Below are 17,638 nucleotides of genomic sequence, written 5' to 3' on the forward strand. Positions count from 1 at the left end.
ACCAATTTCAAAATTGGGTACGAATGTTTGCATGAATAAAAATGTTGAAGGAGGCTCGTTGATGAAAGAAATCAAAAGAAGCAGAGCATGGATCTCCAAAATGGTTATTGGGGTAATGGTTCTTCAGCTTGCAGCTCCCGGAATATCTGCTGCAGCCGAAGCTGGAGTGGATGCCCGTGAGGCGTTCACCCCCAAGACTGATGCAGCGTTGTCGGTTACGGATACGGTCTATCACATTCCTGAGGCTGACGAGGGGTTGTCAGTTACGGATACCGTCTATCAAATCCAAAATCCAAGCTTCGAGACTGGGGATATGTCAGGCTGGACGGTCGTCAGAGGTCAAGCGTTCGGACCGGACAGTGTATCGGATGAAACCACTTGGTGGGCGGAACAAATCCCGTACAATCAGGAAGGCACTTATCATCTAAACGGCTGGAAGTATGGCGAGGCTGCGACCGGCGTGCTTCGTTCCAGCACCTTCGAGCTGGGCGGCAGCGGCTGGATCAGTTTCAAGCTTGGCGGTGCGAAAAATCCAAACAAAGCATATGTAAATATCGTGGAAGCCCAGACGGGCCAAGTGATTGCCCGGTATGGCAATAGCGCCTTCGCTGACGTTGGTTTCCCGAATCCCGCACAGGGCCTGCGGCTTGCCAATATGGAGCAGTATAAGGCAAATTTATCCGGTTATTTAGGCAAGAAGCTGTATGTAGAAATCGTCGACAATGCAACCAACGATTGGGGAGTGGTATTTGCAGACGCCTTCTTCATGTACCATGAATCCGAGCCGGCGGCTGGAATTACCGCTACGGATATCAAGCCGGATTTCAAACGCTATCAAATTGAGAATCCCGGCTTTGAAACCGGGAACTTAACAGGCTGGACGGTTGTAGAAGGCGAGGCGTTTGGTCCGAACAGCGTGTCGGACGAAACCACCTATTGGGTTGAACAAATCCCGTATAACCAGGAAGGCACTTATCATTTAAACGGGTTGAGGTATAACGAGACTGCGACCGGCAAGCTTCGTTCCAGCACCTTCGAGCTGGGCGGAACAGGCTGGATTACCTTCAGACTGGGCGGAGGCAAGCATACGGATCAAGTGTATGTGAACGTCATCAATGCGGACACAGGTGAACTTATTGCCAGGTACGGCAACACCGAATTTAACGAGTCCGGGTTCCCGTATCCGGCACAGGGCCTGAGACTTGCGAATATGGAGCAATATAAAGCTGATCTCTCCAAGTATATCGGGAAGAAGCTTTATGTGGAGATCGTCGATAATGGGCACGCGGATTGGGGAGTAATCTTTGCGGACGCCTTCCACACCTTCAATGAACTCGTGCCGGAAGAAGGAGTCATGGCAGATAACATTATGCCGACTGAAATCCAGAATCCCAGCTTTGAAACCGGAAATTTAGAGAGCTGGACCGCTCAGGGTAACGCTTTTCAAGTGAACAATGATGCTCAAGCTGGTAAAGAAGGTAACTATTATGTCAAATCCTCTTTGGAAGGACAGGGCTCGATTACCTCCAATACCTTTACGCTTCAGGGAACCGGGACTATTAACTTTACTGTTTTAGGCATCAATAATCCGCAGGACGCCTACGTCGCACTGTATGATGCCAGCACTAATACGTTGCTTGAGAAGACCGGGGATGTCAGTGCGAATGAGAAGGTTTCCTGGAAAATGCAGAAGCACTATAATAAAAGGCTTTATATCAAGGTTATCGATCAATCCAATCAAGCGAGTATTTCCGTTGACGCTTTTCAGGCTCATGGTACGGGTACCATTTTCTACATGAGTCTGGATGAAGGTGCAGGGAAAAAGGCGCTTGAGGAAGTAAGCAATCTTGAACACGATGTGAACTATGTATTTAACAACGCCAGATACATGGACTCCAAGGAACCGAGATGGACTCCGCGCGGAGTAAAAGGCTCTGCCCTGTTGTTCGATGGATATTCAAATGATATCGAGGTCAAGGCAAAGGATACCGTTCCCGTAAGCGACGCGTTGACGCTTGAAGCCTGGGTTGCGCCGCGCAGCTACGAATGGGGAGACGGAAACAAGCTGTCTGCAATTGTGAACCAATCCGATCAGGATAAGGCAGAAGGCTTTGCGCTTGGCATGTACCGGCATGGCACATGGTCGATGCAGGCCGGGATTGGCGGCCAATGGATTCAGGTATGGGTCAAAGATCATCCGCTCGAAAAATACAAGTGGAATTACGTGGCGGCTACGTTCGACAAAAAGGATGGAAGGATTAAGCTGTACCTGAATGGTCAGGAAGTGGCTTCCCAAGCGACCCCTGTCAACGTTCCGATCTCACCTTCTACAGAAAATCTGGTGATCGGTAAAAACAATAGACCTGTAGAGTTTGCGGGATTGTTCTCCTACAATATGTTCAGCGGACTCATCGATGAAGTGAAGCTGCAGAACAAAGCGCTCACGGGCCAGGAGATCCTTGCTGAATATGAGAGCGTACAAACGCTTCACGGCGGCGCGGTTCCGGAAATTCCAAATGGGGATATCGATGAGGACCCCAGTGTGTTCGATGGTGACCAGCACCGTCCGCAGTACCATGCGATGCCTCCGCAAAACTGGATGAATGAAGCGCATGCGCCGATTTATTATAACGGCAAATATCATCTGTTTTATCAGCATAACCCGCAGGGGCCATACTGGCATCAAATCCACTGGGGACATTGGGTAAGCGACGATATGGTGCATTGGGAGAATGTAAGACCTGCACTTGCGCCTGAAGCGGGCACCCTTGACCCGGATGGAGTATGGTCAGGCAGTGCAGCATATGACCGCGATGGCAATCCCGTTCTCTTCTACACAGCCGGTAATGACTCTCTGTCGCCGAACCAAAGAACAGGCCTTGCAACGCCGGCTGATTTGTCGGACCCTAATCTGGAGAAGTGGGTGAAATATCCCGAACCGGTTACAGAGCAGAACGGAAACGGTATTCATAACGAGTTCAGAGACCCGTTTGTATGGTATGACAAAGAGACAGACAAGTGGTATCAGCTGGTAACCTCTGGTCTTAAGGATTTCAGCAGCGGTACAGCGTTGGTATACGTATCCGACGATATGTACAACTGGGAGTATAAGGGGCCATTATACGTCAGTGACAGAAGCCTGTATCCGGAGCTTGGCACGGTATGGGAACTGCCAGTGCTGCTGCCGTTAGGCAAGGATAGCACAGGCAAGCAGAAGTATATTTTCATGATCAACCCGCATGAGAAACCGGAGCAAGTTCCGCCGGCAAACGATGTGCTAAGAGATGTTGAGGTCTTTTACTGGATAGGCACCTGGGATAGAGATAACTTCAAGTTTATACCTGATCAGGACGCCCCCTCCAAAATGGATGTGGGGGATGGTTATTTGACCGCAGAGAGCGGGATGGTTACACCTGACGGAAGAACGGTCGTATACTCCATGGTGCAGAATGTAAGAACGCCGCAGGCTGAATATCAAGCCGGATGGGCGCATAATCTGGCGCTGCCGGTTTCCTTGAGCCTGGATGAGCATGATGAACTGCGCATTGAGCCGATTCAAGAATTGCAGAGTCTGCGGGGTGCCAAACTGGTGGATTTTGCAGACAAAAATCTGCAGGCAGCCAATCAATTGATCCAAAATGTCAAAGGCGACATGCTGGAGATTGTGATGGAGATTGATCCGGGGCAAGCCCAGAAATTCGGTCTTAAAGTGCGGCGCTCCGATAACGGCCAGGAGGAAACGCTGATTTACTATGACAAGACGGCCGGGACCTTCAATGTGGACCGGACCAAGAGCAGCATTGACCCGGATGTGCGTGTGGATGGCATCCAAGGCGGATATGTGGATCTGAAGGGAGAGAATCTGAAGCTCCATATTTTCCTGGACCGCTCGGTTGTCGAAGCCTTTGCCAATGATAAGAAAAAACTGACCACACGTGTCTACGTAGGAAGATACGATTCCTTGGGCTTGCAGGTATGGGCCGACAACGATATTACGGTCAAGTCGATGGAAGTATGGAATATGAATGCCTTGACGGGTGAACCGGCTGCTCCGGTCGATGTGCCTGACAACTGGGACAACTCCGTGTACACCGATATTACGGATCTGCCTAACCATGATTTTGCCACAGGTGACTTAACAGGCTGGATTACGGAAGGGAACGCCTTCCAGAATGTCCATGTGACCGATGCCAAGTTCTTCTGGGACACGATCTACTTCAATCCGTCGCATAAAATTCCGGGCGGCTATCATTTGTGGGGCTTCAACGAGGCAGCTGGCGGTGACAGCTTAACGGGAACGCTGAAATCGCAAAAGTTCGTCTTAGGCGGGAACGGCAAGATCAACTTCCTGGTCAGCGGCGGGCGTGATATCGATAAGCTCTATGTTGCGCTGGTCCGGGCATCGGACGGCAAAGAACTATTTAAAGAGACCGCCACGAATTATGAGGAGTATCAACGGAAGATTTGGGATGCGTCGCAGTATATCGGCCAGGAGCTTTACATCAAGGTGGTTGACCAATCTACAGGCGGCTTCGGACATATTAACGTCGACGATTTCAATGTACCAGTCAAGGTGCAAAATCCGGTGAATCCGAATAACCCGGCCGGTCCGACTGATCCGACTGATCCAACCGATCCAACCGATCCTGTCGGTCCGACTGACCCAAGCGGTCCAAGCGATCCGGCTGGTCCAAGTGACCCAAACGGTCCAAGTGCTCCGACAGATCCAACCGGTACAGTTGTCCCAACTAGTACTCCGGGCAGCCCTGTGATTCCGGCAAGCAAACCGGTGAGCCAGAGCAGCTTGTCATTTGAAATGGCAAAGGGAGAGCGGCAGGTGCTGTTCCCTGTGACCACGGCTGCAAATGACGGCAAGAATGCCCTGAAGATTAAAAATACAAATGTGGAAATCGAAGTCCCTGCAGAAGTATTGAAGGAATTGCAGGCACAGGTTACGGGCGGCGAGCTGGAACATGCGAAGATATCTTTTGAAATGGAAACTTTATCTTCAGAGCAAAGCAAAGAAAGGGTTGCGCAAGCCGGACAAAAGAATCAGGCAGCCATCTCTGCGGCTGGAGAGGTCTACGACTTCAAGTTGTCTATTGTGAAGCCCGATGGAACGAAACTGACGCTTGAGAAGTTCTCCAAACCCGTCACAATCAGACTGACTGCACAGGAGAATGCCCAACAAGATCTGACGGGCATTTATTACATCGCTGATGACGGAAGACTGGAGTATGTGGGTGGAACCTTTGCGGGCAGTAAATGGACAGCGAATGTGAGCCATTTCAGTACGTTTGCCGTCCTTACTTATGACAAGTCGTTTGAAGATGTTAATGCCTCTTATTGGGCCTATGACGTAATTAAAAGAATGGCCGCGCAGCAAATGGTCTCAGGTGTGAGTGAAACGGCATTCGCCCCGAAGCAAAAAGTGAGCAGGGCCGAATTCGCCTCCTTAATCACCCGTGCACTCGGAATATCAGCAACGAAGTCAGCCGTATTCAAGGATGTGGAATCAACGAAGTGGTACGCTGCTTCCATTGCCGCAGCATACGAAGCGGGAATTGTAACCGGAAGAAGCACGGATACCTTTGCCCCGGAGGACACCATCAGACGTGAAGAAATGGCGTCCATGATTTACAAAGCGTATCTGCTCCATACAGGACAGAACGCTGCCGTTAATCGCCAAAGTGATTTTAAGGATGCCGGTACGATCAGCGGCTGGGCTGCAAATGCGGTCGCTGCCGTACAGGAGCTAGGATTAATCAGCGGGCGCGGGAACCACTTGTTCATGCCGCAGGAACAGGTTAACCGTGCAGAAAGTGCACAAGTCATCTCGCTGTTGCTGGATAAATTCAATAAATAATAACTGCTAAAGGAACGGGGAATATTTAATGAAGGAATTTTTCTATCGGCCGGAAAACGCTTGGGTAGGGGACGTAATCCCCTACTATGAAGACGGGGAATTTAAACTTTTTTATCTCCATGGCTGGAGAGACAATTACCGGGAAGGCCTTGATCATGGCTGGCATTTGCTTGGAACGAAGGATTTCGTGAATTACAGGGAAGATGGAGCTTGCAAAATCGAAGGCGGAACCGGCCATATTCTCAAAGTGGACGATGTCTATCATATGTTCTACTGTATTTTTCCTGAAGGGAAGCAGTTCGCCTGCCATGCCGTCAGCAAGGATTTGCGGACATGGGAGCCGATTCCTGAAGACACTTTTGGTCCGGATGGCGAAATTTATGAGCTGGCGGACTGGCGTGATCCCTTTGTATTCTGGAATGAAGAAGAGGGCCAATACTGGATGCTGATCGCAGCGCTGGCCAAAGGACCGACGAACCGGAAAGGCTGCACGGGCTTGCTGTCATCTAAGGATCTCAAGCATTGGGAATACCGGGAGCCGCTGTATGCGCCGAACCTGCACGTGGGGGCGCATGAATGCCCGGACTTGTTCCGGATGGGGGACTGGTGGTACCTGATTTATTCCTCATATACGGGACGTTTCGGCACCTTTTACCGGATGAGCCGTTCCTTGAACGGACCGTGGATTACGCCGCCGGAAGAAGCCTTTGATGGACGTGCATATTATGCCGCCAAGTCAGTATCCGATGGACAGAAGCGTTATTTGTTCGGCTGGAATCCTACGAAGGAAGACGATCTGTTCGGCTGGAACCCTCCCAAAGCTCCAGGCAAAGATTATGATACCTGGGATTGGGGCGGCAATCTGGTTGTGCATGAAATTGTACAGCGCCCGGACGGGACACTAGGCGTGAAAGCTCCGGAAACCGTAGACTCGGCTTTTGCCCGGCAGGTACCTGCTCATTTTTATGGAGTTGCTGGAGAGTGGTCGATTACGGATGAGGTGATCCGGTGCGAATCCCCGTATTCTTTTGCCGGCTGCATTACACAGGAGGAACTGCCCGATCAGTGCAAGATTTCTACAACTGTACGTTTCTCGGGATCGACCCAGGGCTTAGGGTTCATGCTTCGGGCGGGTGAAGGCCTTGATTTTGCCTACTATATCACGCTGGAGCCTGAGCGAAGCCGGATTGCCTTCCGGGGGCCGATTATGCAATCTGAAGAGGGAGGCAAAACCTTCCCTTATGATATGGAGCTGGAACGTCCGCTCAAGCTGCTGCCGGATCAGGAATACGAGCTGAAGGTGTTCATTGACGGCACGATCTGCGAAATTTATGTCGGCGGAGATGTGGCGATGAGTGCCAGAATGTACGATATTCAGCAAGGAAAGCTTGCCTTGTTCGTAAGCCAGGGTGCAGCAGAATTCCATGGGGTGAAGATTGAAGCTTTAGGAGCCGGTCAGGCTCCACGATAAGAGCAGGAAATGAGTGCATCCGGTTAGCCGCATATATGTCAGGTTCATTTCAAGAACAGCCATTTGAATAAGATGGTTGTTCTTTTCTTATTGATGGGGGAGGATTTTAATGAAAGGAAAAATTCTTGGAATAAATGATAATCCTGTTATCAACACTTTAGAGTATGGGCCAGTTCATTATTACGGCTTGTCCGCTTGAAATTGTGATATAATGACGACGTTGCTTGTGAAAAGCAGAACTATAATATGAAAATAGGATGGACCATATGAAGGAGTACATTAATAAGGTAGATACCAAACGCTTGATCATTATGATTGTCGGCAATGTATTCCTGGGCATGGGAATCAGTATTTTTAAGCTGTCCGGCATGGGGAATGATCCCTTCAGCGGCATGGTGATGGCACTTGCAGAGTGCATCGGTATGACATATGCCAATTTTCTGATCTTGCTGAACCTGGTATTGTTTGTAATCGAATTCATAACGGGACGAAGGTTCATTGGAGCCGGAACTTTTGTAAATGCAATTTTGCTTGGCTACATAGCTACTTTCTTTTATAATACCTGGCTAAATCTGTTGGGCGAACCTCAGCTGTTATGGCAGCGGGTGATCATCGTGGCGATTGGCGTGGTGGTATGCAGTTTTGGGGTATCCATGTATCAGACATCGGATGTGGGAGTAGCTCCCTACGACAGCCTGTCCCTGATTATGAGGGATAACTTCCCTAGAATCTCTTATTTTTGGCACCGGATGTTTACGGATGCGCTTTGTGCTTTGATTTGCTTCCTGGCAGGAGGCATCATCGGTTTGGGAACACTGGTGTCCGTATTCGGCCTGGGACCCATCATTCATTTTTTTGATGTGAATTTTACGAAGAAGCTTCTGGCAAAGGGGCCAAAAGCGAATAACGATTCGATTTCAATGACTTAATAAGCATCATGAAAAACGGCCTGTAGGAATGAGATATTAAAATCCCAATCCTACAGGCTATTTGCGTGGAATAATACAGGTGATCGGACTTTATCTATAAATGAGACAGCTATTTCCAGTTGGGAAGGTCCAAGTAAAAATCCTCAGTGTCAAGTAAAGATCCTCTGTTTTCGCAGGTTCTGCCGCCTCGTATGATGTAAATACCTGATCGGATTCGAGTACAGAATGCCTGTGACAGGGAAACTTGAAGGAGGATACAGAGATGGAGCATGGCAGAGAAGCAAATTGGAAAGCGGGGCGTTCGCCATCACAGATAGGGTTGAGGTTAGCTTCTTCCTCTAAATTTGTAGGTTATTTATTCGTAGCGCCTATTCTTATTTTTATGGGGATTTGGTTTTACTATCCTTTATTACGGTCTTTTGTATACAGCTTTCAGGATATCAGCTTTTTAAATCCGGATGCAGCAACATTTATCGGCTTGCAAAATTATACGGAGATGCTGAAGGACGGCGACTTTTGGGGGGCATTAAAAAATTCTGCGATTATAACGGTGATTGCGGTGCCGCTGCAGTCCGTTATTGCCTTGCTTATCGCGGTGGGCCTGAACAAAATTACCCGCTTGAAGACGACGTTCCGCACGTTGTTCTACCTGCCTTACATCACATCCACGGTGGCAGTTACGACCGTATTTATGTATTTATTTATGCAGCAGGATGGGATTGCCACGAAATTTTTTACGCTGTTCGGAATGGAGGACGTATCCTGGTACGCCAGTACGAAATATGCGCTGCCCTTCTTAATATTGATTACCGTTTGGACCTATATAGGTTTCTATGTGGTGGTGTATCTGGGCGGGCTGCAGAACATTCCTTATGATATCTATGAATCGGGAATGGTCGATGGAGCCAATGCCTGGCAGCGTCTCCGGTATATCACGATTCCGATGCTGAAGCCGACCACCTTTCTTGTCTTGACCTCCGGGTTGATATATGCGCTGCAGCTGTTTGACCAGCCCTATGCCCTCGCCCGGAACGGTTCACTGGGCAGTCCCGCCGGAGCAACGAGCACCATTGTTATTTATTTTTACAGCCAGGCGTTCAGTTTCAACCGGGCCGGATATGGCAGCGCGGCGGCATTTATCATCTTCGCACTGATTATCCTCTTAACCATTATTCAAAAACGCTTTGTAAAGGAGGATATTTAAGAGATGAATAATTTGGGAAAGACAAGTATCCGCTATGCCCTGTTGTCGCTATGCTCCATTTTTTTCATCCTCCCTTTTGGTTATGCCATATACACCTCATTGCTGGGCAAAAGTGACATCGGCCATTGGGTGGGGGTGGCCCGGTTGACCTTGGAGAACTATAAAGATGTATTTGTGAACTCCGATATGACGGTCTGGTATGTTAACTCCATTGTGGTTACACTCGGCATCCTGCTTGGGAATCTCGCCATTAACACGATGGCAGCCTATTCTCTATCCAGATTGAACTATCCCGGGCGCGGGCTGATCTTTTTTATCATAATCGGCATGATGATGATTCCCTATCAGGTTACGATTATTCCGATCTACTCCATGATTGTGAAGTTAGGTTGGCTGAACAGCTATCAGGGTTTGATTATTCCATTTATGTTCCAAGGGTTCCTTGTTTTTCTGATGCGGCAATTTATGATGAGTATTCCAAAAGAATTGGAAGAGGCGGCAGAGGTAGACGGTCTAACCAAGATCGGCATCTTCTTCCGGATTATCCTCCCGTTGTCCAAAGGAGCAATCGGTACGCAAATTATCTTCAGCTTTACGGGAACCTGGAATTCGTTCGTCTGGCCGGTCACGCTGGTCAATGACAGCCGATGGTATGTATTGACGGTGGGACTGAATACACTGAAGAACCGTTATTTTGAATGGCCCAATCTTACAATGACCGGGGTTGTGCTGCTCACGCTGCCCATCATCGTTGTGTTTCTGATCTTCCAGCGTCATCTTGTGCAAGGGATTGCAACAACAGGTCTGAAGGGCTGATGATAATACAGACTGCCAAAGAAAGAGAAGGAGGTTATTCTTGTGCTGAGATATGATATGGGCGAAGGAGAACTGCGAAACTGGGTTATTGGCGAAGATTCATTTAATGTCCGGTATTTGGCTAAATATGAGGCGATTATGAGTTTGGGCAACGGATATATGGGGGTTAGAGCCTGTACGGAGGAGTCCTACCCGCAAGAAACCCGCAATTGTTTTGTTGCCGGAACATTCAATAGATCCGGTGCTTCAGAGGTAACAGAGCTGCCTAATATCGCGGATGTTACGGAACTGGGCATTTGGCTTGACGGCGAAGGGTTTCACCTGGAAAAAGGAAATATTGAAGAGTATTCGCGTACCTTGAATCTTCAAACAGCTGAACTGAACCGCCGTGTCATTTGGCGTAATGACAGAGGAAATCGCTTTGAAATGGTCTTCCGCAGATTCGTGTCATTACATAATAAACATTTGCTGGGTATGCGGGCCGAGTTGACACCGTGTACGGCAGCTGCAGAAATCTCTATACGCTCCGGAATTAACGGACAGGTTACAAATTCCGGAGCACAGCATTTTGCAGAAGGAGATAAGCGCATTTATGATAAAAAAATGATTCAGTATGCGGCTGCAACAACAGAGTCCAATATTCATGTGGTAACTCATTGCCATCACCGTTGTCTGGTGGATGACGCGGAGGTTGCGGCAGAGCCGCGTTTATCCATAGAGCGGAGAAAGGTATCGCTAGAGTATACGTTTCAGGTTGAAGCAGGCCAGACCCTGGTGTTTGAGAAAATAGCCAACATTCATACCTCGCTGGATCTTGAGCACAGGCAGCAGGAAGCCGCGAAGCTGTGTGAGGTGTCATTGGATGAATTGCGTCTTGAGGCCACGAAGGGTTACGGGGAGCTTCTGCAGGACAGCGCAAAAGCGTGGCGGGAGAAATGGGCAGCGCTGGATATTAAGATCAAGGGCATGCAGGAGTTCGATCAACTGGCGATCCGCTTTGCGCAATATCATCTTGTAATTATGGCCCCGGCGCATGACAACCGCTTTGGCATTGCTGCAAAAGGCTTGACGGGCGAAGGTTACAAAGGCCATTCCTTCTGGGACACAGAGATTTTTATTCAGCCCTACTTCTTGTTCACCGACCCTGGCATGGCCCGCAATCTGGTTGAATACCGGTATCATACCTTGGACGGAGCACGGCGGAAAGCGAAGGAGAACGGCTACAGAGGAGCAATGTACCCCTGGGAATCTGCCCTGACCGGAGACGAAGTGACACCGGAATGGGGACCCGTTGATGTGGTAACAGGAACACCTACCAGGATATGGACGGGGTTGATTGAACAGCATATTACAAGCGATGTGGCCTATGGGGTGTGGCAGTACTATTTGGCTACGGGAGATCAGCTCTTTATGGATACGAAAGGGTACGAGATCATCATGGAGACAGCCACCTTCTGGGCAAGCCGCCTGACCTGGAATGATGCGCGTAAATGCTTTGAAATCAAGGATGTAATCGGACCGGATGAATACAAGGAGCATGTTGACAATAATGCTTATACAAACTATATGGCCCATTGGAACTTACAGACAGCTATTGCTTGTTATGAGAAACTGCAGCACGCTCCGTCTGGCATGTGGATACAGCTGAGAAACCGGCTGCAGCTGGATAAGGCTTATGAAGAATGGCAACAGAAGGCAGAGAACATCTATCTGCCCCGGCCCCGGGAGACGGATTTGGTTATTCCGCAGGATGATACCTATCTGGGCAAAAAGCTCATTGATTTAACGAAGTACCGCAATCAGCAAGAGGTGGCTCTGATCCTGGAAGATTATAATATGGATCAGGTGAATGACATTCAAGTATCCAAGCAGGCGGATGTAATGGTGCTCTTGTACCTCCTTGAACATTACTTCAGCTATGAGGTAAAGCAGGCGAACTGGAGGTATTATGAGCCGAAGACGCTCCATGATTCTTCACTCAGTATGGCAACTCACAGCATTCTGGCCTCGGATCTGGGAGAACCGGAGCTCGCATACCGGCTCTTCGGGCTGGCGGCAGGCATTGATCTGGGCCGGAACATGAAGTCATCCGATCAAGGCATACACACAGCATCCATCGGCGGAATATGGAAGTGTGTCGTGTTCGGCTTTGGCGGAGTGCGTGCGCCGGGTGGCCAGCTTCGTATCCAGCCGCGGCTTCCGGAGGCCTGGGATTCTCTTTCTTTTCCTTTATATTGGCAGGGTGATCTTTTGAAGATTGATATTACGCATGATGCTGTTCAGGTTGCGAAGCTGACCGATCTGAATGCTTCTCTCCGCCTGTCAATTGACGGACAGAACTATTCACTGGAATCTAAAGAATCTATTACCGTGTCACTCAACACGGGGAAGAGATGAAGCACTCGAATATTGTCGGGTTTTATCATAAAGTGTTAAATAATATCTAAATAGCGCGATAATATATGCTATGATTGATTCCGAAAATGCGGATTCAATCTTTTTTTGAACGGTGGGGAGTGAATGAGATTAATCAGGTTTAAGGACCGCAGCATGAATCAGAAGCTGTTTCTTACCTATGTGTTTTTGATCATTATTCCGCTTATATTAATCGGTTCCATCTCTTACTACTATTCGATTTCTTTTCTGGAAGGAAGGATTGTACATTCATTTAAGGAACTGAACAGGCAGATGACGACAAGTACAGATGCATTTTTGAAGAACATGCTTCGTGTCTCGGAGACCCCCTTCTACGATCAGGAGCTTCTGAATATTTTGTCGAAGGATTATGGGACCTTTGAGTACCCGATCTATGAGAAATCTTCTGATTACAAATATATTAATGATGAATTTTTCCGAAAAATATTTCTGTTCAACAACGACATTGATTCCCTCGTCATTTATGCGGACAACAATGAAGTGGCGTACCGTAAAGGCTACCAGGTTATTTATAACTACGATTATCAGCCGTTTGACGAACCCTGGTTCCGGCAAATTGAGGCGAAACGGGGACAACCGGTCGTGGTGGGTCTTCATCCGGAGAAACAGGTCAGCATGGGCAGTTCCGTGATGTCTGTGGGGCAGGTCATCGTTGATCCGGCGACCAATCAGAAGCTGGGTACGTTTATCGTGAACTTCCGGGATGGCACACTCCGCAAATTATATCAGGGGCTGAACCCCGGTCCCGAAGCGGAACAGATGATTGTAGACGAGAATAATAAAATTCTGTTCAGTACGGTCAGCAGGGCTATAGGGCTGAATTTAGAAGATCAGGTAAGGCAGGATGACCCCGAATATTATATTGTTCATAACACCTCTGCAATCAGCGGCTGGAAATTCTATTCCATTATTCACAAGCAAGCGATGTTCCACGAAGTATACCAGATCCGGAATTTTATCGCGGTCATCGTGGGCATTACCATTATTACAGCCTTTTGCGTCGCGCTCCTTGTATCCAGAGGAATTACGAACCCGATCAAACAATTAAGCCGAATGATGCGGAGGGTCGAAATAGGAGATTTTAATGTCAACATTGATATGAACCGGCAGGATGAAATCGGGCGGCTCGGCTATGCCTTTAATGCGATGACCAAAGAAATTCAGCAGCTGATTGCAAGGATCAAGGAAGAGGAGCATCAGAAGCGGAGTGCGGAACTCAACGCATTGCAAGCCCAGATCAATCCGCATTTCCTCTATAATACCTTGTCAGTAGTGAGGTGGATGTCCCAGGCACAAATGGCGGATAACATCACTGAAACACTGGATTCACTGATTGGGCTGCTGGCCTTCTCTGCCCGGAATACGAAAGAATTCGTATCTATTGAAGAAGAAATGGCCTTCATCCAGAATTATGTAACTCTGTTGGAACTAAGATACTACAACACCTTTGAAGCAACCTATCACGTTGAAGCAGAGGTCCGGCACTATCAGACGCTGAAATTTATCGTGCAGCCGTTTGTTGAAAACGCTATATTCCATGGTTTTGCCGATGAAAAACACACTTACCGGTTAAGTATTGATGTCCGCCGCCATGAGAAGGGAGTCCGGTTTATGATCAAGGATAACGGAATTGGCATGAGTCACGAACAGATCGAACGGCTGATGGATAAGGGCAAAGGGCAGCAGGGAATGAATTCTATCGGCGTACGGAATGTTTCAGAACGGATACAGCTTCATTTTGGCCCTCAATATGGAGTGCAAATCCATACATTATCCGGGGAAGGGACTACGATCTTCATTGATATTCCTGTATTAATCAACACAGAAGAACCTTCAGCCAAGGAGGGTATACGTTGATGAAAATCCTTATTGCGGATGACGAATCTTACATGAGAATGAGTTTGAAGACGTCGCTGAACTGGGAAGCTTATGGTTTTCAAGTGATTGGGGATGCCGCTCACGGCGAGGATGCGCTGGTCAAAATCGCCGAGCTTAAGCCGGACATTGTACTTATGGATATCAAAATGCCGATTATGGACGGCCTCCAGGCATTGGAGAAGCTCCAGGGCTGGAATGATCCGCCAAAGGTCATTATGCTGAGCAGCTACAAGGAATTTGAATATGTGCGGGAGGGCATGCGCCTGGGTGCTGTGGATTATATCCACAAACCCAGCTTAAATGAGGCTGGCATATTTGATGCCTTGCGGCGTGCCCGCGAGACTATAATGCGGGAGCGGAAGCAAACGGATGAAATCGAGAATCTGCGGCAAAATGCTGAACGGGTCAAGCCGAATATGAAAGCGGTTTTTTTCAAGGAGTGGTCGGAAGGAGCCATACGGCATACCTGGGAGATTGAAGATAAAATGAAAGAGTATGATGTCCGGCTTCAGGCGCCCAATCTCGTTTGTTTTGCCTTCCATATTGACCAGTTCTCTAAAGTCAGAAAGAGATACAAACAGGATATGGAGTATTTACTTTATTTTTCAATCCAGAATATCCTGAGTGAGGTCTTGCGCAAGTTCGATGAAGTGGAATTTTTTCAGCACCGCCAGAACGGCTTTGCTATCCTTAAATCGTATTCCAGCCTGCGAAGCGCACAGAGTATTTACAATGAACAATGGAATCTGATTAAAACGGTGCAGAATGCCCTGCATAAATTCATGAATATAAATGTCAGCTTTGGGATCAGTGCACTGCATCTCAGCTTATTGGATGTTCCCCTCGCATTGAAAGAGGCGGAGAAGGTCCTGGAGAGCAATTTCTATGATAAAGAGTCGGGTGTGATTTTTTATCAATTGGAGGGCACCGGTTCCGTACCAGGAAAGAAAGAGGATTTGAACAAGCACGCGTTTGAAAAAAAGGTTCAGCAGATCAAACTGGAAATTGAAAATGAACAGTGGGAACGAATACTTGGATCTATGGGGCAGTTGTTTGAGGAACTCCGGCAGAACCGGCAGCTATCGAAACAGGAGATGCTGAGGATTGCAACGTATCTTCATTATGCGTTCAGCAGAGCCTGTGAAACAGAAACAGGTCTCCCTATAGACGAATTTCCGGCGGTCGAAGAATTTTTCGAAGCGGAAACCCAGCAGCAAATCTACGAATTACTGGTGCAGGAGGCAGAGTATGTCCAGTATAAGAAGAATACGAATGCTGCTTCCCAAAAAATGAATCATAAGATCAGGCTGGTGATTGACTATATTCATGAATACTATGACCGGGATCTGAATTTGGAGGAATTGTCGCATTACGTAGGACTGAATCATTCCTATTTGAGCCGCTTGTTTAAGGAACAAACAGGTATGGTTCTGATCCAGTATATCAATCAATATCGTGTAAACAAGTCACTGGATTTGTTGATCAACAGTACAATGAAGACCTATGAAATTGCGGAGAGGGTCGGTTTTAAAAGCACGGATAACTTTTATATCGCGTTTAAAAGACTGATCGGCTTCCCACCGAATGAGGTCCGCAAGAACCCGGAATTAATCCGCGAATCCGAAACGATGTAAAAATTTTCAGCTGCATGTAAAGATCCTCTGTTTAGCCGATAGGTCCGATTCCTTATGATAAAAGTACGTTCAACATTGTTGGCGAATTGAATCGAAGGGGATTAAATAGATGAAAAAAGCAATGACGCTCATACTGTGCTGCATCATGCTCACAGGTCTGCTGGCCGCTTGTGCTTCTAAAACAACCAATAATTCAGCAGAGCAGAAGACAAACCAATCGCCTGCTGCCACGGAAGCATCCGAGAAGCCTGCTGATCCGGTTGAAGTAACCATGGCTTATTGGGCCAACTCCGCTGAACAGAAGAACTTCGAGTTTATGGTCAAGGGCATAGAAGAAAAATATCCGGAGGTGAAGGTGAAGCTTCAGCAGTATCCGACAAGCGATGAGTTCTGGAAGGCTGTACCGGCAGCTATTGCTGCAGGAGTGGGTCCCGACATTATTGCCATGTCCGATGAAGGGAACTACGAGTACATTGCGAAGGGTGTGCTTGAGCCTTTGGATGAGCTTATTAAGACAGTAGGCTTTGACAAGACCCGGATTACGACCTCTCTATATAAAGGCTGGACAGATAGCGGTAAATTATACGGTATTCCTTATGACTCTTCCACTTCAATGCTCGCTATAAATAAAAAGATGTTCGATCAATCAGGCATTACTAAATATCCGGAGACGATGGATGAAATGCTGGAACTCGCTAAAGCGATGACAAAAGACGGTGTTAAAGGGATTGTAGGCAGTATTGATCCATTCCATATCACACAATATGTTCATGCTTTCGGCGGAGGCTGGAATTTCGGGAAGACCATCAATTCTGCAGAGAACGTGAAAGGCCTTCAGTTCTTCGTGGATATGTACCTGAAGTCCAAGGTAGCCATTGCACCGATAGAAATCGGCGCACCTTGGGACGGCGAGGTATTCTCGAAAGAAAAGGGAGCGATGTCCACAGCGGGACCATGGTATGTCGGTTATTTGAAAGAGGCCAATCCGGAGCTGGAGCTGATCGCTTTGCCAATGCCTAAAGGTACCGTAGATGCACAAAGCGCTTACTCCCATGGACTCTCCATTCTTCAAGGAAGCAAGAATAAAGAAGCGGCTATGAAAGTGATTTCTTACGCATTGCGTGACGAAGCACAAACAGATGCGATTGAAACTGTAGGCTATTCGCCTGCCGTATCGGCACTGCTTCCGAAATATCTGGAGAAATATCCTGAACTGAAGCCTGTATTCGATAATATGGAAAAGGCAGGTATGCCTTTTGCTTATCCGGAACAGACCAAAGCCTTCCATGCGGATCTGCTGAAGGGCGTGGAAGAAATCATCTTTAAAAACGGTAAGCTGCCTGTCAAGGAATTGCTTGATGAATTACAAGAGAAGTATGGACAAAAGTAAGGCAGAAACCGGAT

General features: G+C 47.9%; 9 protein-coding genes. All 9 read left to right on the forward strand.

Annotated features, from left to right (window positions below; translation table 11 throughout):
• The first annotated feature begins 61 nt into the window (after positions 1–61).
• Positions 62–5,866, forward strand: coding sequence for a GH32 C-terminal domain-containing protein (locus PRIO_RS36655; RefSeq protein ID WP_020434234.1), 5,805 nt, complete (start codon positions 62–64; stop codon positions 5,864–5,866).
• Positions 5,867–5,894: 28 nt separating this feature from the next.
• Entirely contained in the window at positions 5,895–7,337 is a 1,443-nt protein-coding gene (locus PRIO_RS08355) for a glycoside hydrolase family 32 protein (RefSeq protein ID WP_020434235.1), read from the forward strand.
• Between the two features lie 257 nt (positions 7,338–7,594).
• Positions 7,595–8,266 (forward strand): YczE/YyaS/YitT family protein, encoded by a 672-nt coding sequence (locus tag PRIO_RS08360; RefSeq protein WP_231869836.1) that lies wholly within the window; start codon positions 7,595–7,597, stop codon positions 8,264–8,266.
• Positions 8,267–8,528: 262 nt separating this feature from the next.
• Positions 8,529–9,470, forward strand: a complete 942-nt coding sequence (locus PRIO_RS08365; protein WP_020434237.1) for a carbohydrate ABC transporter permease — start codon at positions 8,529–8,531, stop codon at positions 9,468–9,470.
• A gap of 3 nt (positions 9,471–9,473) precedes the next feature.
• Positions 9,474–10,286, forward strand: a complete 813-nt coding sequence (locus PRIO_RS08370; protein WP_020434238.1) for a carbohydrate ABC transporter permease — start codon at positions 9,474–9,476, stop codon at positions 10,284–10,286.
• 42 nt (positions 10,287–10,328) lie between these two features.
• Positions 10,329–12,683, forward strand: a complete 2,355-nt coding sequence (locus PRIO_RS08375; RefSeq protein WP_020434239.1) for a glycoside hydrolase family 65 protein — start codon at positions 10,329–10,331, stop codon at positions 12,681–12,683.
• A 123-nt stretch (positions 12,684–12,806) separates the two neighbouring features.
• Positions 12,807–14,579 carry a sensor histidine kinase gene (locus tag PRIO_RS08380; protein WP_020434240.1) on the forward strand — a complete coding sequence of 591 codons (1,773 nt, stop codon included), beginning with the start codon at positions 12,807–12,809 and terminating at the stop codon, positions 14,577–14,579.
• Complete coding sequence (locus tag PRIO_RS08385; protein ID WP_020434241.1) at positions 14,579–16,234, forward strand: response regulator; 1,656 nt, start codon at positions 14,579–14,581, stop codon at positions 16,232–16,234. The genes PRIO_RS08380 and PRIO_RS08385 overlap by 1 nt, the downstream gene beginning before the upstream one ends.
• A 109-nt stretch (positions 16,235–16,343) precedes the next feature.
• Positions 16,344–17,624, forward strand: a complete 1,281-nt coding sequence (locus PRIO_RS08390; RefSeq protein WP_020434242.1) for an extracellular solute-binding protein — start codon at positions 16,344–16,346, stop codon at positions 17,622–17,624.
• The last annotated feature ends 14 nt before the right edge of the window (positions 17,625–17,638 follow it).

Source organism: Paenibacillus riograndensis SBR5 (assembly GCF_000981585.1).
In the GTDB taxonomy this organism is placed as follows: domain Bacteria; phylum Bacillota; class Bacilli; order Paenibacillales; family Paenibacillaceae; genus Paenibacillus_AQ; species Paenibacillus_AQ riograndensis.